The organism is Streptomyces coerulescens, from assembly GCF_042657965.1.
Taxonomy (GTDB): Bacteria; Actinomycetota; Actinomycetes; order Streptomycetales; family Streptomycetaceae; genus Streptomyces; species Streptomyces coerulescens.
Window position 1 is genome coordinate 372,526 of record NZ_JBHSKM010000012.1, and the last position, 18,083, is coordinate 390,608.

Consider the following 18,083-nt stretch of genomic DNA (forward strand, 5'->3'; position numbering starts at 1 on the left):
TTGAGTCTCCCGCTTTCAGTTGCTGATCGTGGCGGCGCGCGCCCGGTCGGTGACGGCGCGTCAGAGGTGGAAGATCCGGTCGTACTCGGGCCAGCGGGCGGCGAGTTCACCGGGGGCCGCGGTCCGTACGCCGTCGATCAGCCGGTCCCGGCCGATCCCGAGGGCGGCGAGTCCGTCCTCCTCCACCCAGATCCCGGCGCCCGCGTCACGCAGTCGCCGCAGGTCGTCCCGTGGTGTGTCCAGGGTCGTGAGCAGCCGCCCGCCGATCCGGACCGGTGGTGCGGCGGGGGCCGCCAGCGCGTAGCCGACCGCCTCGCCGCGCAGCAGGACGTCGAGTCCCAGCTGCCGGTGGATCTCGATACCGAGGTAGAGGGCGTCGAAGTACGCGACCTCCAGCGCGCCCCGGTAGGCGCGCTCGACGATGGCCAGTGAGGTCATCTCACGCCACCCCCATGAACAGCGTCCGGGTGGCGGAGCGGACATGGCCGCCGAAGGTGTGCGGCGCCCGCGCACGGACCTCGGGGATATGGCCGGTGGCGCCGCGGTGCTCGCTGCAGGCGCGGCAGCCGAACCAGAAGAGCCGGCCGGGGAAGGCGTCGAGGAGTTCGCGGATCAGGGCCACCGTGGTCGGGTACTCGGCGTACCGGTCGAGCAGGTTGGCCGGCTTGTGTTCGCCCAGGGCCTCCTGGCTCAGCATGGCGCTGTAGCCGCAGGCCCACACCTGGACACTGGCGCCCCGCTCCAGAAGTGCCTGGAGGAGCCGGAACACCGAGGTGACGAGCTCGCCGCTGTGCGGCGGTCCCATCACCACGAGCAGCACATCGGTCTGCGGGGTACGGGCCATCAGTGCCACACCACCTTGGTGTCGTCGGCGAGCAGCTCGCCGGCCACCTCGGCCATCCCGATCGTCCTGGCTTCAGGCACCAACGCCTCGATGGCCAGGCCGCGTTGGGCCAGAGAGAACTCGTCGACCCACAGCTCGGCGCCGGCCCGCAGTGCCTGGTCGAGCTCGGCCAGGGCGCCGGGCAGCGCGGCGGTGACGCCCTCCTGGAGGAGCACCACCCGCACCGGGTGTCCGGCCCGGGCCAGGGCGGTCGCGTCGGTGAGGAAGCGGGCGCAGCCCGGCCCGGACTCCCGTCCGTTCGACTCGATCAGTACGAAGCCGGTCATGCTCGTCACTCGCCGCGCAGGGCCGCAAGGACGTGCTGGTCGAAGTTGACGAGGGACCAGTCCTTGCGGTTCTCGAAGACCGCGTAGCCGTGCACGATGGTGCCGGTGGCGGTGGGCACGAGCTTGCCGTCCCGGATGACGTAGCAGTCCATCCGCGAGGTGTAGGTCACGTCCTTGAAGACCTCCTCGACGGTGAAGACGATGTGCAGCTCCTCCTCCATCAGCGCCTCGTCCAGGAAGCGGATCTTGGAGTGCGGGACGACGGGGATCCACTTGCGCTCGTCCAGCAGGGTCTTGATGGAGATGCCCCGGTGCGCGACGAGGCGGTCCTTGGCCTCTTCCATCAGGCGCAGATAGCCGGACATCTGCAGGCGCTCGTTGTTGTGGCAGTACGGGTAGGCGATCCGCCACCGCCAGGCGATGGCGTTGCTGCCCTCGGTGAGCTCCTTGAGCAGCGGGTCGGTGTTGTGCGTGGCGGTCAGGCCCAGGTCGGCGGTGGGGAGGAGCTCGGCGTCGCGGACCGGCTCGGCGGTGGCGATCCTCTCGACGGCGAACCGCTTCAGCTCGGCGGGCACCGCGTAGGCGTCGTCGACGTAGCGCTCGCGGCGCAGCGCCACCTTGACCTTGGAGGTCACGTCCTTGTTCTGGCCGTCCTTGGTGAGCACGACCCGGAAGGCGAGCGTGTCCCCCTCGCCGACCGGCTCGACCCGGGCCGTGGCCGTCTCGTCGAGGTGGAAGGCGTTGAGGATGCGCGTGTCGAGGTCGGTGATCTCAAGGCCGAGGCCGTACTCCTCGAAGAGCGTCCGCGAGGGCAGGCCGTGCGCGCGGAAGTGCCCCAGGACGGCCTCCTCCACGAGGTAGTTGACGTGCTTGAAGCCGATCCAGGTGTTGATGTTGTTGCCCTCGTAGCGGGGGCGCACCGTCGTCTCGGTGGGCTGGGTGATCAGGGCGGTCACCACCGCGTCCAGGGCGTATTCCTTGTTCGTGGCAGACATCGGCTGTTCCTCTTCGGGAGTCGTCGGAAGTCGCCCGCGGGCTTCGATCATGCCCGGGCTGCCCTGAAAGCTAGGACGAACAGCCCCTGGGACCCGTGGTCTTGACAGGTTCCTGCGCCTGTGCGTGCCGCCGGGCCGCGGAACCTTACAGCTTGCTGCCGATCTGCTGCTGGGGCCGTCGTGACCTGCCTAGTCTCGGCCGGGCCCGAGGTCCCCAGCAGATTGGAAGGGTGCACGGTGAGTGAGATCGCCATAACCGGCCTTGGCGTCGTCAGCCGCCTCGGCTCCGGGGCCGAGGCGTTCTGGTCCGGGGTCCTCGCCCGCGACACGGCACCTCCCGACCGCGTGCCCGACCCCGACGCCCGAGTTCCTCTGCCCCTCTACTACTTGGTGCCACCGGAGCCGTCGACGGCGGACGCCGATCTCGGTCCGGCGACCCGCTACACCCTCAGGGCGGGCCTGGAGGCGGGTGCGGACGCCCGGGTCGATGAGGTGGCGCCGGACCGTGTGGCCGTGGTGACGGGGTCCAGCGTCGGCGACGCCCGCCAGGTCGAACTGGTGCGGGCCGGGCAGGCGGCGTCCCGGCCGGTCGCGTCGCCGCCGTTCGAGCAGGCCTCGGCCCTCGCCGCGCGGCTCGGCGCGGGTGCGGGCGCCGTCAATCTGAGCAACGCCTGCGCCGGCAGCGGCTACGCGATCACGCTCGGCGCGCAGATGATCCGGGACGGCGAGGCGGATGTGGTGGTGGCGGCCGGCGCGGAGGCCTACTCCAGGGTGACCGTGGCCGCGTTCAACCGGATGGGCGCGCTCGGCGCCGACCGGCCCCGTCCGTTCGCCCGGGACCGCGCCGGTGTGATGCTCGGCGAGGGCGCCGGAGCCGTCGTACTGGAGACGGTCGCGCATGCCCGGGCGCGCGGGGCGCGGATCTACGCGCGGCTCGCCGGCTCCGGGTGGAGCTGCGACGCCGCCCACCTCACCGCGCCGGACCCGGCGGGCACACAGGCCGCCCGGGCCATGCGGGCGGCTCTCGCCGAGGCCGGCGCCGAGCCCGCGGACGTCGCGCTGATCGTGCCGCACGCCACCGGGACCAAACTCAACGACTCCACCGAAGCCGCCGCCATGGCCGAGGTGTTCGGACCGCGGCTCGGCCGGATCCCGCTGCACAACCTGAAGGCGATCGTCGGGCATCTGGCGGGCGGTGCCGGGGCGCTGGGCACGGTGCTCGCCGCTCTGTGCCTGCACCACCGCACCGTCCCCGGCAATGTGCCGATCGCCGAGCTCGACCCGGAGTGCCCCGTGCACCTGCCCACGGCGCCCACCGCGCTGGACTCCGGGGTGGCGCTGGTGAACGCCTACGCCTTCGGCGGCAACAACATCTCCCTCGCGCTGACCGGAGCACCGTCATGACCTCAGGCTCCCTGGCACCCACCGACTTCGTCGTCACCGCCGTGGGTTCGGCCCTGCCGCCGGACCATCCGGCCGACGCGGCATCCCCGTGGTTCGACCACCGTGCCGAACTGGGCCGCGGCTACCGCCATCTGCCGCCGTCCTGCCAGTACTTGCTCGCCGCCGTCGAGCGTGCCCTGGCACCGGACGGCATCCGGGACGCGCTGCTCGCGGTGCCCGAGGAGGAGCGCGCGGTCGCGGTCGGCACCAACCACGGGGTGTCCGGTGTGCACGCCGAGGTCGACCGGGCCACCGTGTCCGGCGAGGCGCACCTGATCTCGCCGGCGGGGGTGCCGTACTTCTCGCCCAACCTTCTCGCGAGCCGTGTCGCCATGGAGCACGGGCTCAAGGGGTTCAGCCTGGCCGTGCACAGCCCCCGCTCGGCGGGGCTCGAAGCGCTGCAGGAGGGACTGCGGGCGCTGCGCTCCGGGCGGGCCCGCTGGCTGCTCGCGGGCGTCACCGAGGCCCCGGTCCCGGAGGCGGACAAGGCGGCCGTGCACAGCTCCGGGCGGACCGAGGACGGCGCGCTCGCGCTGGTCGTCGAGGACGCGGCCGCGGTCCGGGCCCGGGGCGGGCGGGCACTCGGCCGGGTCCGGGTGCGCTCGGTCTTCCTCTCCCCGCACACCGCCGGCTCCGCGTCGGGGACCGAGCGGGCCCGGGCCGCGCTGGCCGCGGCCTTCGCCGGACTCGGGGTCGTGCCTCCCACGGACCGGCGAACGCGCCTGATCGGAGACGGCTCTGCGGTCGCGCGAGCCGTCGCCGAGGTGCTCACCGACCCGGTGCCGGCCGGTACGGGCTCTCTGCTCGCCGTCCGGGAGGTCGCGGACGCCCTGGTCGGCGCCGCCGGTGAGCACCTGGTGGTGACCGCGACGGGCGCGGGCGCCATCACCGTCGCCCGGGTGGTGCCGGAACCAGCCCGACCCGCATTCCCTCATCTCAACCCCGCTGGAAGGAACCCGATATGACAACGGCCACGCTCGACAAGGAAGAACTGCGCGAACTGGTCGCGGACGCCCTGGACGTCGAACTGGAGGAACTCACCGACGACGCCCACTACGTCGAGACCCTCGGCGTCGACTCCCTGATGGGCCTGGAGATCCTCGTCCAACTGGAGAAGCGGTTCGGCGTGAAGATCTCCGAGGAGGAGTTCGGACAGATCACCAACTTCGGCCAGACCTTCAACCTGCTCAACGCGAAGATCTCCCATGTCTGAGAGGACGTCATCCGCCGTGGGAACCACAGAGACGGGCACGGGAGGGCGCGGCTGGACCCTCGCCATCGTCTCCACCGCCACCTTCATGCTGTTGCTCGACCTCACCGTCGTCAACGTCGCCCTGCCCGACCTGCGGACCACGTTCGAAGCGGACTTCACCGAGTTGCAGTGGGTACTCGACGCCTACGCCCTGACGCTCGCCGTGTTCCTCCTCACCAGCGGGTCGTTCGCCGACAAGCTGGGCCGCAAGCGGGTGTTCAACGTCGGCTTCGTCGTCTTCACCCTGGCCTCCCTCGCCTGCGGACTCGCCCAGGACATCGTCGTGCTGAACCTGGCGCGCGGCGTCCAGGGCATCGGGGCGGCCGTGCTCTTCGCCGTGGGCCCCGCCCTGCTCAGCAATGAGTTCCAGGGCAAGGACCGCGGCAAGGCCTTCGGTGTCTTCGGCGCCGTGGGCGGGCTCGCCATCGCCTTCGGACCGATGATCGGCGGCGGGCTCACGGAGTATCTGAGCTGGCGCTGGATCTTCCTGCTCAACGTGCCGATCGGCGTCCTGGCCATCCTGATCGGTGTCCTGCGCATCCGCGAGTCCAAGGGCAGCACCGAGCACCCGGTGGACTGGGCGGGCCTGGTGGTCTTCTCCGGTGCGCTCGGTCTGCTGGTGACCGGGTTCCTGCGCGGTCACGCGGAGGGCTGGACCAGTGCGCCCATCCTCGGCATGTTCGGCGGCGCCGCCGTACTGCTCCTGGTCTTCTACGTCATCGAGCGGCGGCTCGGCGAGGCGGCCATGCTGGACCTCTCGCTCTTCCGTATCCCGACCTTCAACGGGGTCTCCACGTCGGCGCTGGTGTGGAACTCGGCCGTGCTCGGGTCGATCTTCCTGGAGATCTCCTATCTGCAGAACGCTCTCGGACTCACCGCCTGGGAGACGGGGCTGCGGTTCCTGCCGATGACCCTGACCATCTTCGTGGCGGGCGCGCTCACCGGCCCGCTGACCACGATGGTCTCGCCAAAGCTGCTGGCGACCGCGTGCGGGACGCTGATGGCGACCGGGATCGCCCTGATGACGTTGATCGACGAGAACAGCGGCTGGACCGCGCTGCTGCCGAGCATGGTGGTGCAGGGCATCGGCATGGGCATCTACACGCCGATGCGCGCGGCCTACTCGGTCGGTGTGGCGGAGCCGGAGAAGGCCGGCATGGCCTCCGGCATCGGTGAGACCTTCCAGCAGGTCGGCATCGCCGTCGGCATCGCCGCGTTCGGCGCACTCTTCCAGAGCCGGGTCACCCACGCCCTGGAGGAGACCGCGCTCGGGGCCCAATTGGGCAGCCGTACCGATGAGTTCGGCGAGGCTGTGGCCTCGGGCGCCGGGCCGGAGGCGGTGGCCGCGCTGCCCGGCGAGGCCACCGGGCAGGCGGCGGACGCCGTGCGCGCCGCCTTCGTCGGCGGACTCGAGGACACCATGGTCGTCTGCTCCGTGGTCGTCGCCTTCGGAACCCTCATCGCGCTGCTGTTCGTCCGGGCCAAGGACCTGCACGAGAGCGCACGGGGCGACCGGGCACCGGCCGGACCGCACGACGAGCGCACCGCCGGGCCGGAACCGGTGGCCTCGGCCCGCTGACACGGACGGGGCCGCTCGACCGCGCTCTCCCGTTCGCACTCTCTTCCCGCGCCCGATCGCCCGGTGCGTACCGAAAAGAACCGGAAGGACTGGAAAGGAACAGCATGCCCACCATCACCACGCGCCGCGCCACCGGGGCGACCGTGCAGCGGGCCTGGGAAGCGCTCGCGTACCGGGCCACCCTCCCCTCGTACGTCCCCGAGATCGCGGCGGTCGACCTGCTGTGGCAGGACGCGGACCGGCAGGGCAGCCGCTGGCGCGTACGGCTCGGCGAGGCCCTCCTCACCTGGCAGGAGGAGGCCGTCGTCGACCACGCGGCGCGCCGGATCGACTTCTCCCAGACGCACGGCGACCTCGCGGCCCTGTCCGGCCACTGGCTGGTGGCGCCCGAGGGCGCCGGATCCGTGGTGGAGCTGCGGCTCGACTTCGATGCCGGCATCCCGCTCCTCGACGCCATGGTCCACCCCATCGCCGAGGGCGCGTTGCGGGACTTCACCGAGGTGGTCCTCGACCGGATCGCGGAGCGGGTCGCCGTGCCGGCCGCGAGCGCGCGATGACCACCGCCCCAGCCACCCGATCCCCGAGGAGTACCCGATGAAGATCCTGCTGACCGGTTCCGGCGGCGTCGTCGGCAGTGAAGTCGCCGACCGGCTGGCGGCGTTGGGCGGGAGGGCCGAGGTGACCTCGGTGACCCGCCGGCCCTCCCGGCCCGGCGAGACCGGCTGGGTGCTCGGAGCCGAGCCGGCCCCCGCCGAACTGCGCGGCCACTGGGACGTGATCATCCACAGTGCCGCGTCCACCCGCTGGACCATGACCCCGGACGAAGCCGTCGCGGCCAATGTGCGCACCACGGAGGCGGTGCTCGACCTCGTCGACGCCGACACGCATCTGGTGCACATCTCGACGGCGTACGTCGAGGGCCAGGACCCGGCGATCCTGGGCTCCGGAGCCGGATTCGGCCGCTTCCGCAACACCTACGAGTGGTCCAAGGCCGAATCCGAGGAACTGGTCCGCTCGAAGCACCCGGGCGCGCTGACCATCGTGCGGCCGCCGCTCGTCTTCGGCCGCCGCGCCGACGGGGCGATCGCCCGCCTCACCGGTCCGTACGCCATGGTCCAGACGCTGGTCTCCGGGCTCGCGCCCGCGCTGGTCGGGAACCCCGCCGGGTTCATCGAGCTGGCGCCGGTGGACCAGGTGACCGAGGTGATCGTGGCCGCCGCCCTGGGAATGCCGCCGAGCGCTCCGGTGGTGGAGACCATCGCGGCCGGGCCGGCCGGCTGTCTGCGGGTGACCGACCTGGCGGAGGGCATCTGCGGCGCGGTCAACGCGTGGCGGGCGGAGCGGGGCATCGCCCCGGTCCCGGTGGCCCCGGTGATCCCCTCCGAGACCTGGCGCCGCTTCCATCTGCCGCTGACCGCACGGCACTTCTCCACGGTGCAGAAGCGCGCCCTGGAACTGCTCTCCGCGTTCGAGGGCTACGCCTGTATGCCCACCCCGTTCCGCCCCACCCAGACGGTCGTGGACCCGGCGGACGTGCTGGCGAAGTCGGTCCGCTGGTGGGCCGACGCCAAGTCCCGGCACGCCCGGCGGGCCCCCGAGCCATGGACCCTCATAGCGGCCTGACCGCACCCGACCACCCTGGAAGGAACCCGATATGACAACGGCCACGCTCGACAAGGAAGAACTGCGCGAACTGGTCGCGGACGCCCTGGACGTCGAACTGGAGGAACTCACCGACGACGCCCACTACGTCGAGACACTCGGCGTCGACTCCCTGATGGGCCTGGAGATCCTCGTCCAACTGGAGAAGCGGTTCGGCGTGAAGATCTCCGAGGAGGAGTTCGGACAGATCACCAACTTCGGCCAGACCTTCAACCTGCTCAACGCGAAGATCACCGGATGACCCGGTACCCGACGAGCCGGTCGGTGCGTGCCCCGTTCACGGAGGTACGCACCGACGGCACCGGCTCCGACGGCGTGGCGGTCAGCCTGCCGCTCGACCCCGGCGAGTCCGTCTTCCACGGCCACTACCGAGGTTTCCCGATCTTCGCCGGCGTCTTCCTCGTCGAGACCGCGCACCTCGCGGCCCTGGCCCACCCGCCGGCCGCCGCCCCTCGACTGCGCCTGGCGCGCCTGGAGTCGGCCCGTTTCCTGCACCCCTCGTACCCCGGCGACACGCTGGTGTTCACGCTGCGCTGGACCCATGACGCCCGGGGCTGGGTGTGCCGTGCGACGGCGGCCACCGAGGAACACCAGGTCGCCCGGATCCGGCTGCGGTACGAGACGGCGGACTCGGCGGTGCGACCGCTCGCGGGCGATGACCGGCCGCCCGGTGACACAGCCGACTTGGGGCCGCTGTCACTGCCCGAGGTGATGGCCCGGATCCCGCACCGCGACCAGATGCTGCTGATCGACCGGGTCGACGAGTTCCGCCCGGGCGAGCGGGTCGCCGCGGTCAAGGCGGTGACCTTCTCGGAGCCGTGCTACCGCCATCTCGCCGACGAGGCCGCGGGACCGGCCGCGTACGGCTATCCGATCGGGCTCCTGATGGAGTCCTTCAACCAGGCCGCCGCCGTGCTCGCCACCGCCGAGCGGGCCAACACCGACGTCCTGGCCGAAGAGGTCCTGATGCTCGGCGGCTACACCGACCTCGGCTTCGGCGCCCCGGTGCTCCCCGGCGACCTGCTGGAGCACTCGGTGCGGCTCACCCGCACCGTCGATGACATCCAGATCTTCGAGGGCTGCACCCGGGTGCGCGGCGAGGTGGTCCTGACCGTGGGCGCCGCCGTGCTCGCGCGTCGCCCCGCGGCCGTGCTGCGCGGCTGACCGAATTCCCTCTGGCAACTTCCTGCAGATTCTGCTTTCCCACTCCGGGATGCGAACGAGAATTACGTGACAGGAAGCCGATGAGGCCCCTTCGCAAGAATTCCCGAGAATGACGAATCCCTTTGCCCAAGGAGGGCTTTGCATGTCCGAAACCCAGCTGGCCGAGCGTATCGACGCCATCAAGGAGATTGTCTGCGACATTCTGGAGATCGAGGAGGACGAGGTCACCGGGACCAGCCTCTTCAAGGAGGACCACAAGGCGGATTCGCTCCGCGCCATTGAAATCCTCGCCGCTCTGGAGAAGAAGTTCGGCGTGGTCATCGACCAGAGCGAACTGCCGCGGATGGTGAACATCGACGGCGTGTACCAGGTGGTGGCCGAGGCCGCCCGCTGGTAGTCGCGTCCGGCGCCCGTCCACGGGCGCACCGGCCAGTCGGCGTCATACGAGAACAATCGGGTCAACCGGATCGGAAGGGTGGCATGTCAGCACAGCAGGGCCGGGTCGTGCTCACCGGCTTGGGGGTGGTGTCCAGTATCGGCCTGGGCGTCACGGAGTTCCTCGCCGGACTCCGCGCGGGCCGCAGTGGGGCAAAGCCGATATCGGTCTTCGAAACCAGCGGTTACTCCCACTCGACCGGGTGCGAGGTCACCGGCTTCGATCCGGACCGGTGGATCGACAACCTTCCGCTGGGCCAGTTGGGCCGGGCCACCCAGTTCTCGGTGGCCGCGGCCCGGATGGCCCTCCAGGACGCCGGCCTCGATCCACAGCGGCTGCGCGAGCAGCGCGGCCTGATCTCCATCGGCACGACCGACGGAGAGTCGTACGACCTCGACCAGCTGGTGGAGGCCGACATCGGCCTGGGCGCCGAGAAGATGGACCCGGAGGCGGCCCGGCGGGTTCCCGCCGGACGCCTGTCGGTCGCCATCGCCCAGGAGCTCGGCCTCTCGGACGTCGAGGCGGTGACCGTACCGACCGCCTGCGCGGCCGGCAACTACGCCATCGGCTACGGCTTCGACGCGGTCAGTTCCGGCGAGGCGGACTTCGCGTTCTGCGGGGGCGCCGACGCGATGTGCCGCAAGACCTTCACCGGGTTCTACCGGCTCGGCACCATCGCGCCCCACCGCTGCCAGCCCTTCGACATCGACCGCAAGGGCATCCTGACCGGCGAGGGCGCGGGCGTCCTGGTCCTGGAACGCCTGGAGTCGGCGGTCGCCCGCGGGGCCCACATCTACGCCGAAGTCCTCGGCTACGGCCTCAACTGCGACGCCTACCACCAGGTCGCCCCGAACCAGGCGAGCGTCGCCCGCTGCATGGAACGCGCCCTGGAGAACTCCGGGGTCGCGCCGGAACAGGTCGACCTGATCTCCGCGCACGGCACCGGCACCAAGGCCAACGACGTCACCGAGGTCGGCGCGATACGGCAGGTGTTCGGCGGCGTCCCGCCGCGCACCGTGTCCATGAAGTCGATGCTCGGGCACAGCATGGGCGCCGCCAGCGCGCTCGGCGCGATCGGCTGCGCACTCGCCATCGACAACCGCTTCGTGCCGCCGACCATCAACCACGTCACCCCCGACCCGGCGTGCGACGTCGACTGCGTACCGAACCAGGCCATCGAGGCCGACCTCAAGGTCGTGCAGAACAACGGTCTGGCCTTCGGCGGCAACAACGCCGTCGTCCTCTTCGGCCGCTACGACGGGGCCGACACGGAAGAGAAGGAGCAGGCGCTGTGCTGAACCAGGCCATCACCGGCATCGGGGCTGTGGCGAGCACCGGCCGGGACATCGACGAACTGTTCCACAACCTGTGCGCCGGAGTGACCGGGCACGCCCCGCTGCGCGGCTTCGAGCGCGCCAACTTCCGCGCCCGGCACGCCTACGAGGTGGACGACCGCCCGGTCGAGGGCCAGGACGTCGCGGGCCGCGCCACCGCCCTGCTGCTGCAGGCCGTCGCCCAGGCGGCGAAGGAGGCCGGGCTCAGCGAAGACCTCAGCGGCATCCCGATCCTGGTCGGCACCGGCCTGCGTGAGCTGCGCTCCGCGGAGCTGTGGTGGCGCGGCGAGCATCAACTCACCGAGCACGACCTGCACTTCGGACCCGCGCTGCGCGAGCGCTTCGGCGCCGAGCAGACGTACACCTTCTCCAACGCCTGCTCCGCCTCCCTGTACGCGCTCGCCCTCGGTTCCGATCTGCTCGCCCAGGAGGGCGGCCCGGACACGGTGATCGTGGCCGGCGTCGACGTTCTGACGGAGAGCATGCACGGCCTGCTCGAACGGGTGCACCCCACAGCCCCGGAACGCGTCCGGCCCTTCGACCGCAATCGCACCGGAGTGCTGATGGGCGACGGCGCCGCCGCCGTCGTGCTGCGCCGGGACGGCTACGGGGAGCAGGTGCACGGCCGGCTGCGCGGCGTCGCCGTCAACTGCGACGCGTACCACGCCACCGCGCCGTCCCCGGAGGGAATCGCCGTGGCGATGCGCGAGGCGCACCGGATCTCCCGGGTCACCCCGGCCGACCTGGATCTGGTGATGCTGCACGGCACCGGCACCCTGCTCAACGACGAGGCCGAGGCGGTCGCGCTCGCCGATGTGTTCGGCGCGGACCGCGGCCGCCCGCTCATGACCGCCATCAAGTCGATGACGGGACACACCTCCGGTGGTTCCGGACTGCTGAACCTGGTGGTGGGCCTGCGCGCGCTGGGCGAGGGCAGGGTGCCGCCGACCGTCGGCCTGGACGATCCGGTCGCCGAGGCGGAGGGCTTCCGCTTCGTCACCGGCGCACCGCGAGACGAGGAGATGACCCTGATGCAGCTGAACGCCTTCGGCTTCGGCGGGATCAACGCCGTCGCGATCGTGGAGGGGGCCCGATGAGCCGGTCCGACCGGATCGTGATCACCGGGGCCGCCGTCCTGATCCCCGGCGCCGACTCGCCCGCCGCCCTGGTCGCGGGCCCCGCGCCGGACGCGGAGCCGGTCGCCCCCGAGCAGGTGGTCGGCAAGAAGGGCCTGCGGTACAAGGACCGGGCCACCCAACTGGCGTACGGACTCGCGTGGAAGGCGCTGCGGGACGCGGGCCTGCTCGACGAGGACGGTCCGACCGTGCCGGCCGAGAGCCTCGGCGTGGTCGCCAGCTCCAACTTCGGCAACCTGGACACCGTCACCCGGGCCCTGGACACCCTTCACACCGAGACGGTGTCGGGGACCTCCCCGATGGACCTGCCGAACGCCTCCAGCAATGTCATCGCCTCCTCGGTGGCGATCCGGTTCGGCCTGCGCGGTCCCAACCTGATGGTCTGCAACGGCGCGACCTCCGGCCTGGACGCCCTGCACTGGGCCGCCACCGTCCTGGCGGCGGGCCGGACGGACCGGGTCCTGGTCATCGGAGTCGAACCGGACAACGACACGGTGCGACGGCTGCTCGGCGACGGCAGGGTCGCCGTCGACGGCGGCGCGGCGGTCGTACTGGAGCGGGAGGCGGCGGCGCGCGAGCGCTCGGCCCCGGTCCGTGCGGTCTACCTGGGCTACCGGGCCGCGGCCGATGTGCGCTCCTGCCTCGATCGGCTGAGCGCGCTGGGGTCCGGCGCGGCACCCGCCCGCTGGCAGACCCCCCAGACCGATTCCGGCGCGCTCCCCGACGACCTGCTGCCCGGCGTGCCCCGGGCCGGCTTCGGACCCGGCCGGGCGTCGGGCGCCCTCGGGGTGCTCCAGGCGGCCGCGGCGACCGGCTGGTTCGACGGCGGCGGCACTGGCCCGGTGTTCACGGTGGCCGGTGCGGACGTGGCGGACCCGGCCGCCGGGGTGGCGCTGCTGGCTCCCCAGGGAGCCTGAGGTGCTGGGAGCCGACGATCCCGCGACGATGTCCCCGGTCGAGGTGCGGCGGTACGGAGCCGCCGCACCCGGCGCTCCCAAGGTCCTGTTCCTGCACGGGCTCGCCGGGAACGACACGATGTGGCAGCGGGCCGGGGACGTTCTCGCCGGGCGTCAGGAACTCTGGTTCGCTCAACTGCCGTGGCGGGGACAGGGGCTCGCGGGCTGGGGGCACGACCCGGATCTGGGCCGGTGGGTGGAGCAGGCACTGCTCGCGGTGCCCGGCGGCCCGGACGCGGTGGTCGCCCACTCGATGTCCTCCAACGTCCTGCTCGAACTGCTCGACCGGGAGCAGCGTGCGGGCCGCGACCCGTTCGCCCTGCACGGCATCCGGGCCCTGGTGCTGACCGCCCCGTTCTACCGGGGACGGCACGACGCCTTCGACTGGCCCGCCATCAGCTACTACCTCAACGACTTCCATCTGATCCTGCGCGAGGGCATCCACGCCCAGTCCCGGGGCCGTATCGCCCCGGAGACGGAGGTGGCCATGGCGGAGCGGGTCCGGGAGTGGATCGGGCCCGCCGGCTGGATCCGCTTCTTCGACCTGTACCTGCGCACCCCCGATCTGCGGACCGACCGGATCACCGCGCCGTGCCTGGTGCTCGCAGGTGCCGCCGACTTCGCCGCCCCGCCGGACAACGCCACCGCGATCGCCGCGGCGCTGCCGGATGCCCGGCTGCGGATCCTCACCGGCAGCGGCCACTTCCCGATGGTGGACGAGACGGAACTGTTCGGTGCCGAGCTCCAGACCTTCTTCGACGCGGTCCTGGAGCCCCGAGAAACCCTCACCACCGGGTCCCGACCCGCGGGGCCCGTCCGCACAGAAACGTGACGAGCATGACTGCTACCGCAACGGCCGCGCACCGTCTGGTCATCACCGCGTGGTCTGCCGTGTCGCCCTTCGGCATCGGCCGAGCCGCGTTCATCTCGGGCATCCGGGCGAACCGTCCCACCCGTGCGCCGCTCGGCCCCGACCACACCGACACCCCGAGCCCCGACGCCTGTCTGGTGCCCGGCTTCGACACCCGCAAGGAACTCGGCCGCAAGGGCACCCGCTCGATGGACCGGGTCACCGGTCTGACGGTGACCGCGGTCGGTACCCTGCTCGGTGAGAGCGAGCGCAACCAGCGGGTCGGCACCGGCGAGGGCGCGGCCTTCGCCCTCGGCACCACCACCGGCAGCGCGCAGTCCATGATGGACTTCACCCGCGACTCGCTCACCGGCGATCAGCCGTTCTTCGTGGACCCCGCCCAGTTCCCCAACACCGTGATGAACTGCGCGAGCGGCCAGAGCGCCATCTGGTACCAGCTCAAGGGCCCCAACACCACCATCGCCGGTGGCCGCAGCGCCGGACTGCACGCTCTCAACTACGCCCGCCGGCTGCTGACTTCGGGCCACGCCGAGAGCGTCCTGTGCGGCACGGCGGAGGAATTCTCGCGGTCCCGGGCCTGGCTGGAGCACCACTCGGCCGAGCAGGACCCCGAGCAGGCGCCGCCGCTCGGCGAGGGCAGCACCATGCTGCTCGTCGAGGCGGCCGGGGACGAGAGCCAGCCGGTGCTCGCGGAGATCCTCGCCGTCGAGCTGGGCGTCGTCCTCGACGACGATGTGCGCTCCGCCCTCACCTCCTGCCTGCGCCGTGCCCTCACCCGGGCCGAGGTGAGCGCCGACGAGGTGGCCGTGGTCGTCCGCTCCGGAAGCACCGACCGGGCGGGCCTGGACGAGGACGCGGCCCTCACCGAGACCCTGGGCGCCGCGCACGGCGCCGATCAGCTGGCGCCGCACGAGCTGATCGGTGACACGGGCGCGGCGGCGGGCGGCTTCCAGCTGGCCGCCCTGCTCGCACACGCCGAGGTCCACCCCGCCGGACCGGCGGGCCGCATCGGCCTGGTCACTTCGGTGGACCGGACGGGTTCGGTCGGCTGCGCCCTGCTGCGCCTGCGCTGACCGCCGCCGCCCGCTCCCCCGGTACGTTCCCTTCCCTGGAGGCTCCCATGGCCCGACGCGGGCCCCGCTGGTACTTCTCGCTCCGCAGCCCTTACTCCTGGCTCGCGTACCGGGATCTGCTCGACCGCTACCCCGATGTCGCGGAGGAGATCGACTGGCTCCCGTTCTGGGAGCCCGACGCGGCCACCACCCAGGAGCTGGCCGGGCGGGACATCACACTGCCGTATGTCGCGATGTCCCGCGAGAAGCACCTGTACATGCTCCAGGACGTGCGTCGCCTGGTGCAGGAACGTGGCCTCGCCATGGCCTGGCCGGTGGATCAGGAGCCGGTCTGGGAGGTGTCGCACCTGGCGTACCTGGTGGCCGAAGGGCTCGGCAGGGGCCGCGCGTTCATCGACGCCGCGTACCGGGCCCGCTGGGAGCAGGGCAAGGACATCTCGGACCCGGAGGTCATGGCCGCGATCGGCCGGGAACTCGGTATCGACCCGGGTGCGCTGGCCGGTGCCCACACCGACCCGGCCCTGCGTGCGGAGGGCATCCGCCGGCTCGAACTGCTGCATCGTGACGGGGTGTTCGGGGTGCCGTACTTCATCGACGGCTTCGAGCGGTTCTGGGGTGTGGACCGGCTCGCGGCCTTCGCCGCCTCGGTCCGGTCCGGCCGGACCGGGGCCGCCGAGTCCCTGGTCCCCTCGCTCGACCAGGGGCACGCGGGCGGGTGCGGCTGAGGGCGCGCGTGCAAGCGCGTTCTGCCACCGAATGTTGACAATTCCACGTCAGGTACGCGTCAGCCATGCCAGGGTGGGGCATACACCCCATCCAACTCCTCTCCCCCCACCAGCACTTCAGGGAGTCCCCCCATGATCCGCGGCATCGACGTAAGCGCGTACCAGTCCTCGTCCTACGACACCGACGGCATCTCCTTCGTCTTCATCAAGGCGACGGAGGGCCGCTCCTACACCAATCCCAAACTCGCGGCCCAGACCAAACGGGCCCGGGACGCCGGCCTGGTCGTCGGCTTCTACCACTTTCTGTGGCCCGGCAACCTCTCGGCCCAGGCGGACTACTTCGTCGGCAAGGCGCCCGAGCGGGCGGGCGACATCCTCGCCGTCGACTGGGAGACGACGAGCGAGGGGACGCATGCGAGCAACGCGGAGAAGGATCTGTTCATCCGGAAGGTGAAGGAGAAGCGGCCGAACAATCCGGTCGTCCTCTACGCCAACAGGCACTACTGGCTCAATGTCGACACCACGTCCTACGCGGGCGACGGCCTCTGGATCGCCGACTATGTGACGGCGGGCAAGCCCCGCATCCAGGCGAAGTGGCGCTTCCACCAGTACACGGACGATCCGCTGGACAAGAACGTCGCGAACTTCTCGAGCAAGGCCGCACTGCGCGAATGGGCCGAGAACGCCTGACGGCCGCTCCCATGACGAAGGGGCGCCCTCCCGTTGGAGGGCGCCCCTTCGTGGGTGTCACTTGCTCAGGAAGGCCCAGAACTCGTCGAACGACAGAAGCTTGTCGCCGTTGAGGTCGCGGCTCTTGATGATCGCCTCGGCGACGGCCTCGGTGACGTTCCAGTCGCCGCCCTGAGCCAGGGCGGTCTTGAACTCGGCGGCGGTGATGGTGCCGTCACCGTCCGCATCGATGCGCTCGAACTGCTTGCGTGCTTCCTCGATGTCGATGTGCGCCACCGGTCCGCCCCTTTACTCGCGTCTACTCGCGTAAGTCGTTGTTGTGCTGGCTTGCTGCCGCAGGTCAGATTAACCGCCCCCGCGTCCCTCCAGTACGGCGACCACCCGGGCCTCGGGGGCTAGCGGAAGATGCCGGTGTGGCCGAGGGAGTAGCGCCCCGGCTGCGGGTACACGGCGAGGCCGTGCGGGCCCTCGCCCACCGGGATACGGGCGAGCTCGGCGCCGGTGCGGGTGTCGAGGGCGTACACCTCGGAGTCGTAGCGGCCGGAGAGCCACAGCACCTTGCCGTCGGCGGAGACGCCGCCCATGTCGGGGCTGCCGCCCTCGGGGAGGTGCCACTTCTTGGTGAGCTCGTTCCGGGTGAAGTCGAAGACGGAGACGGTGCCTTCGCCGCGGTTGGAGACGTACATCTCGCGTGAGTCGCGGCTGACGTAGAGGCCGTGGGTGCCCTTGCCGGTGGGCAGCAGCGTCGGGGTGTCGAAGGTGTCGCCGTCCAGCACCCACATGCCGTCGGCCATCATGTCGGCGATGTAGAACCGCTTGCCGTCCGGGGAGACCTTGACGTCCTGCGGCATGGCGCCGTCGAAGGGGAGTTTCTGCTGCCCGACGACCTTCATCTTCTCGGTGTCGACCTTCAGCAGTTCGCCGCTGAACTCGCAGGAGACGATGAAGTAGCGGCCGTCGAGGGAGAAGTCGGCGTGGTTGACGCCGTAGCAGGTGACCGGTTCGGTCTTGATCCGCTTCATGGTGTGGGGGTCGCGGAAGACGAGTTCGCGGTCGAGGGAGGCCATGACGACGGCGTACTTGCCGTTGGGAGTGAAGTAGAGGTTGTAGGGATCATGGACCTCCACCTCCTCGCCCGCCTTGCCGGTCTTCGGGTCGATGGGGGTGAGGGTGTGGCCGCGGTTGTTGTTGACCCACAGGGTCTTCAAATCCCAGGACGGGACGACGTGCTGGGGCTGGCGGCCGACCGGGATGGTCTCGATGATCTCGTACGTCTCCGGGTCGATGACGGAGACGGTGTCGGACTCGCTGTTCGGGACGTAGACGCGGGACGGGAAGTCCTTGACGACCGGGGAGAGCTTGTTCGGGCGGTCGGCGGCGTAGACGTCCTTCGGGTCGAGGACGGGCGGCATGCCGGGCAGCCCCTTGACGGTCTCCTCCTTGACCGGGGCGGGGACGGCGGCCTGGGTGCCGTGCGGTGTCCCGGTGTCGTCCTCGCCCCTGGGGGAGTCGGTGCCGCAGGCGGCGAGCGCGAGGAGGGCCAGGCCGGCGAGAAGGGTGCGGTACGTGTGGTTCATCGGCAGTTCTTCCGGTGCGG

Annotated in this window: 22 protein-coding genes; 16 read left to right on the forward strand and 6 right to left on the reverse strand. The window is 71.2% G+C overall.

The genetic code is table 11. The features are described 5' to 3' along the window. Positions 1-60: 60 nt before the first annotated feature. Genes ACFPQ9_RS21205 through ACFPQ9_RS21220 form a run of 4 tightly spaced genes read right to left on the reverse strand, consistent with a single transcriptional unit; the run spans position 61 to position 2,165 of the window. Positions 61-438, reverse strand: a complete 378-nt coding sequence (locus ACFPQ9_RS21205; RefSeq protein WP_380855183.1) for a hypothetical protein — start codon at positions 436-438, stop codon at positions 61-63. A 1-nt stretch (position 439) separates the two neighbouring features. Beyond that, a complete protein-coding gene (locus tag ACFPQ9_RS21210) occupies positions 440-844 on the reverse strand; it encodes a hypothetical protein (protein WP_380855186.1) in 405 nt (134 codons plus the stop codon). Beyond that, positions 844-1,170 carry a DsrE family protein gene (locus ACFPQ9_RS21215; RefSeq protein WP_380855189.1) on the reverse strand — a complete coding sequence of 109 codons (327 nt, stop codon included), beginning with the start codon at positions 1,168-1,170 and terminating at the stop codon, positions 844-846. The genes ACFPQ9_RS21210 and ACFPQ9_RS21215 overlap by 1 nt, the downstream gene beginning before the upstream one ends. A 5-nt stretch (positions 1,171-1,175) precedes the next feature. Then, positions 1,176-2,165: a thioesterase family protein gene (locus tag ACFPQ9_RS21220; protein WP_380855192.1), complete on the reverse strand. Its 990-nt coding sequence runs from the start codon at positions 2,163-2,165 to the stop codon at positions 1,176-1,178. Positions 2,166-2,402: 237 nt separating this feature from the next. Between ACFPQ9_RS21220 and ACFPQ9_RS21225 the strand changes: the two genes are divergently transcribed. From ACFPQ9_RS21225 to ACFPQ9_RS21300, 16 genes are all read left to right on the forward strand, one after another. Continuing rightward, positions 2,403-3,569: a beta-ketoacyl-[acyl-carrier-protein] synthase family protein gene (locus ACFPQ9_RS21225; protein WP_380855195.1), complete on the forward strand. Its 1,167-nt coding sequence runs from the start codon at positions 2,403-2,405 to the stop codon at positions 3,567-3,569. Continuing rightward, positions 3,566-4,573 carry a beta-ketoacyl synthase N-terminal-like domain-containing protein gene (locus ACFPQ9_RS21230; protein ID WP_380855198.1) on the forward strand — a complete coding sequence of 336 codons (1,008 nt, stop codon included), beginning with the start codon at positions 3,566-3,568 and terminating at the stop codon, positions 4,571-4,573. Before ACFPQ9_RS21225 ends, ACFPQ9_RS21230 begins: the two co-directional genes overlap by 4 nt. Then, positions 4,570-4,821, forward strand: a complete 252-nt coding sequence (locus ACFPQ9_RS21235) for an acyl carrier protein (protein ID WP_380855201.1) — start codon at positions 4,570-4,572, stop codon at positions 4,819-4,821. The genes ACFPQ9_RS21230 and ACFPQ9_RS21235 overlap by 4 nt, the downstream gene beginning before the upstream one ends. Positions 4,822-4,837: 16 nt before the next feature. Continuing rightward, the gene (locus ACFPQ9_RS21240) at positions 4,838-6,439 is read left to right on the forward strand and encodes an MFS transporter (protein ID WP_380855204.1); all 1,602 of its coding nucleotides are present in this window, start codon (positions 4,838-4,840) and stop codon (positions 6,437-6,439) included. A 104-nt stretch (positions 6,440-6,543) separates the two neighbouring features. After that, positions 6,544-6,996, forward strand: coding sequence for a type II toxin-antitoxin system RatA family toxin (locus ACFPQ9_RS21245; protein ID WP_380855207.1), 453 nt, complete (start codon positions 6,544-6,546; stop codon positions 6,994-6,996). A gap of 37 nt (positions 6,997-7,033) precedes the next feature. Then, positions 7,034-8,062 (forward strand): SDR family oxidoreductase, encoded by a 1,029-nt coding sequence (locus ACFPQ9_RS21250; protein WP_380855210.1) that lies wholly within the window; start codon positions 7,034-7,036, stop codon positions 8,060-8,062. Between the two features lie 31 nt (positions 8,063-8,093). Then, positions 8,094-8,342 (forward strand): acyl carrier protein, encoded by a 249-nt coding sequence (locus ACFPQ9_RS21255; protein ID WP_380855213.1) that lies wholly within the window; start codon positions 8,094-8,096, stop codon positions 8,340-8,342. After that, positions 8,339-9,265 carry an ApeI family dehydratase gene (locus ACFPQ9_RS21260; RefSeq protein ID WP_380855216.1) on the forward strand — a complete coding sequence of 309 codons (927 nt, stop codon included), beginning with the start codon at positions 8,339-8,341 and terminating at the stop codon, positions 9,263-9,265. The genes ACFPQ9_RS21255 and ACFPQ9_RS21260 overlap by 4 nt, the downstream gene beginning before the upstream one ends. Positions 9,266-9,407: 142 nt before the next feature. Beyond that, positions 9,408-9,662 carry an acyl carrier protein gene (locus ACFPQ9_RS21265; protein WP_380855219.1) on the forward strand — a complete coding sequence of 85 codons (255 nt, stop codon included), beginning with the start codon at positions 9,408-9,410 and terminating at the stop codon, positions 9,660-9,662. 83 nt (positions 9,663-9,745) lie between these two features. Then, positions 9,746-10,999, forward strand: coding sequence for a beta-ketoacyl-[acyl-carrier-protein] synthase family protein (locus ACFPQ9_RS21270; RefSeq protein WP_380855222.1), 1,254 nt, complete (start codon positions 9,746-9,748; stop codon positions 10,997-10,999). Continuing rightward, the gene (locus ACFPQ9_RS21275; protein WP_380855326.1) at positions 10,996-12,132 is read left to right on the forward strand and encodes a beta-ketoacyl synthase N-terminal-like domain-containing protein; all 1,137 of its coding nucleotides are present in this window, start codon (positions 10,996-10,998) and stop codon (positions 12,130-12,132) included. The genes ACFPQ9_RS21270 and ACFPQ9_RS21275 overlap by 4 nt, the downstream gene beginning before the upstream one ends. After that, complete coding sequence (locus ACFPQ9_RS21280) at positions 12,129-13,088, forward strand: beta-ketoacyl synthase N-terminal-like domain-containing protein (RefSeq protein ID WP_380855225.1); 960 nt, start codon at positions 12,129-12,131, stop codon at positions 13,086-13,088. Before ACFPQ9_RS21275 ends, ACFPQ9_RS21280 begins: the two co-directional genes overlap by 4 nt. Position 13,089: 1 nt before the next feature. Next, a complete protein-coding gene (locus tag ACFPQ9_RS21285) occupies positions 13,090-13,959 on the forward strand; it encodes an alpha/beta fold hydrolase (protein ID WP_380855228.1) in 870 nt (289 codons plus the stop codon). Between the two features lie 5 nt (positions 13,960-13,964). After that, a complete protein-coding gene (locus ACFPQ9_RS21290) occupies positions 13,965-15,071 on the forward strand; it encodes a beta-ketoacyl synthase N-terminal-like domain-containing protein (protein ID WP_380855231.1) in 1,107 nt (368 codons plus the stop codon). A gap of 47 nt (positions 15,072-15,118) precedes the next feature. Beyond that, positions 15,119-15,796, forward strand: coding sequence for a 2-hydroxychromene-2-carboxylate isomerase (locus tag ACFPQ9_RS21295; RefSeq protein ID WP_380855234.1), 678 nt, complete (start codon positions 15,119-15,121; stop codon positions 15,794-15,796). A gap of 132 nt (positions 15,797-15,928) precedes the next feature. Continuing rightward, a complete protein-coding gene (locus ACFPQ9_RS21300) occupies positions 15,929-16,486 on the forward strand; it encodes a glycoside hydrolase family 25 protein (protein WP_380855237.1) in 558 nt (185 codons plus the stop codon). Between the two features lie 57 nt (positions 16,487-16,543). Here ACFPQ9_RS21300 and ACFPQ9_RS21305 read toward each other — a convergent pair whose 3' ends face one another. Both ACFPQ9_RS21305 and ACFPQ9_RS21310 read right to left on the reverse strand, forming a co-directional pair. Beyond that, entirely contained in the window at positions 16,544-16,762 is a 219-nt protein-coding gene (locus ACFPQ9_RS21305; RefSeq protein WP_030967105.1) for an EF-hand domain-containing protein, read from the reverse strand. A gap of 119 nt (positions 16,763-16,881) precedes the next feature. Next, positions 16,882-18,063, reverse strand: coding sequence for a YncE family protein (locus ACFPQ9_RS21310; protein ID WP_380855240.1), 1,182 nt, complete (start codon positions 18,061-18,063; stop codon positions 16,882-16,884). Between the last annotated feature and the right edge of the window lie 20 nt (positions 18,064-18,083).

What these genes read in the sequence shown, in the direction of transcription:
- ACFPQ9_RS21205 (WP_380855183.1), bottom strand. Translation starts at nt 438, where the DNA reads ATGACCTCACTGGCCATCGTCGAGCGCGCCTACCGGGGCGCGCTGGAG.
- ACFPQ9_RS21210 (WP_380855186.1), bottom strand. Translation starts at nt 844, where the DNA reads ATGGCCCGTACCCCGCAGACCGATGTGCTGCTCGTGGTGATGGGACCG.
- ACFPQ9_RS21215 (WP_380855189.1), bottom strand. Translation starts at nt 1,170, where the DNA reads ATGACCGGCTTCGTACTGATCGAGTCGAACGGACGGGAGTCCGGGCCG.
- ACFPQ9_RS21220 (WP_380855192.1), bottom strand. Translation starts at nt 2,165, where the DNA reads ATGTCTGCCACGAACAAGGAATACGCCCTGGACGCGGTGGTGACCGCC.
- ACFPQ9_RS21230 (WP_380855198.1), top strand. Translation starts at nt 3,566, where the DNA reads ATGACCTCAGGCTCCCTGGCACCCACCGACTTCGTCGTCACCGCCGTG.
- ACFPQ9_RS21235 (WP_380855201.1), top strand. Translation starts at nt 4,570, where the DNA reads ATGACAACGGCCACGCTCGACAAGGAAGAACTGCGCGAACTGGTCGCG.
- ACFPQ9_RS21245 (WP_380855207.1), top strand. Translation starts at nt 6,544, where the DNA reads ATGCCCACCATCACCACGCGCCGCGCCACCGGGGCGACCGTGCAGCGG.
- ACFPQ9_RS21250 (WP_380855210.1), top strand. Translation starts at nt 7,034, where the DNA reads ATGAAGATCCTGCTGACCGGTTCCGGCGGCGTCGTCGGCAGTGAAGTC.
- ACFPQ9_RS21255 (WP_380855213.1), top strand. Translation starts at nt 8,094, where the DNA reads ATGACAACGGCCACGCTCGACAAGGAAGAACTGCGCGAACTGGTCGCG.
- ACFPQ9_RS21260 (WP_380855216.1), top strand. Translation starts at nt 8,339, where the DNA reads ATGACCCGGTACCCGACGAGCCGGTCGGTGCGTGCCCCGTTCACGGAG.
- ACFPQ9_RS21265 (WP_380855219.1), top strand. Translation starts at nt 9,408, where the DNA reads ATGTCCGAAACCCAGCTGGCCGAGCGTATCGACGCCATCAAGGAGATT.
- ACFPQ9_RS21270 (WP_380855222.1), top strand. Translation starts at nt 9,746, where the DNA reads ATGTCAGCACAGCAGGGCCGGGTCGTGCTCACCGGCTTGGGGGTGGTG.
- ACFPQ9_RS21280 (WP_380855225.1), top strand. Translation starts at nt 12,129, where the DNA reads ATGAGCCGGTCCGACCGGATCGTGATCACCGGGGCCGCCGTCCTGATC.
- ACFPQ9_RS21290 (WP_380855231.1), top strand. Translation starts at nt 13,965, where the DNA reads ATGACTGCTACCGCAACGGCCGCGCACCGTCTGGTCATCACCGCGTGG.
- ACFPQ9_RS21295 (WP_380855234.1), top strand. Translation starts at nt 15,119, where the DNA reads ATGGCCCGACGCGGGCCCCGCTGGTACTTCTCGCTCCGCAGCCCTTAC.
- ACFPQ9_RS21300 (WP_380855237.1), top strand. Translation starts at nt 15,929, where the DNA reads ATGATCCGCGGCATCGACGTAAGCGCGTACCAGTCCTCGTCCTACGAC.
- ACFPQ9_RS21310 (WP_380855240.1), bottom strand. Translation starts at nt 18,063, where the DNA reads ATGAACCACACGTACCGCACCCTTCTCGCCGGCCTGGCCCTCCTCGCG.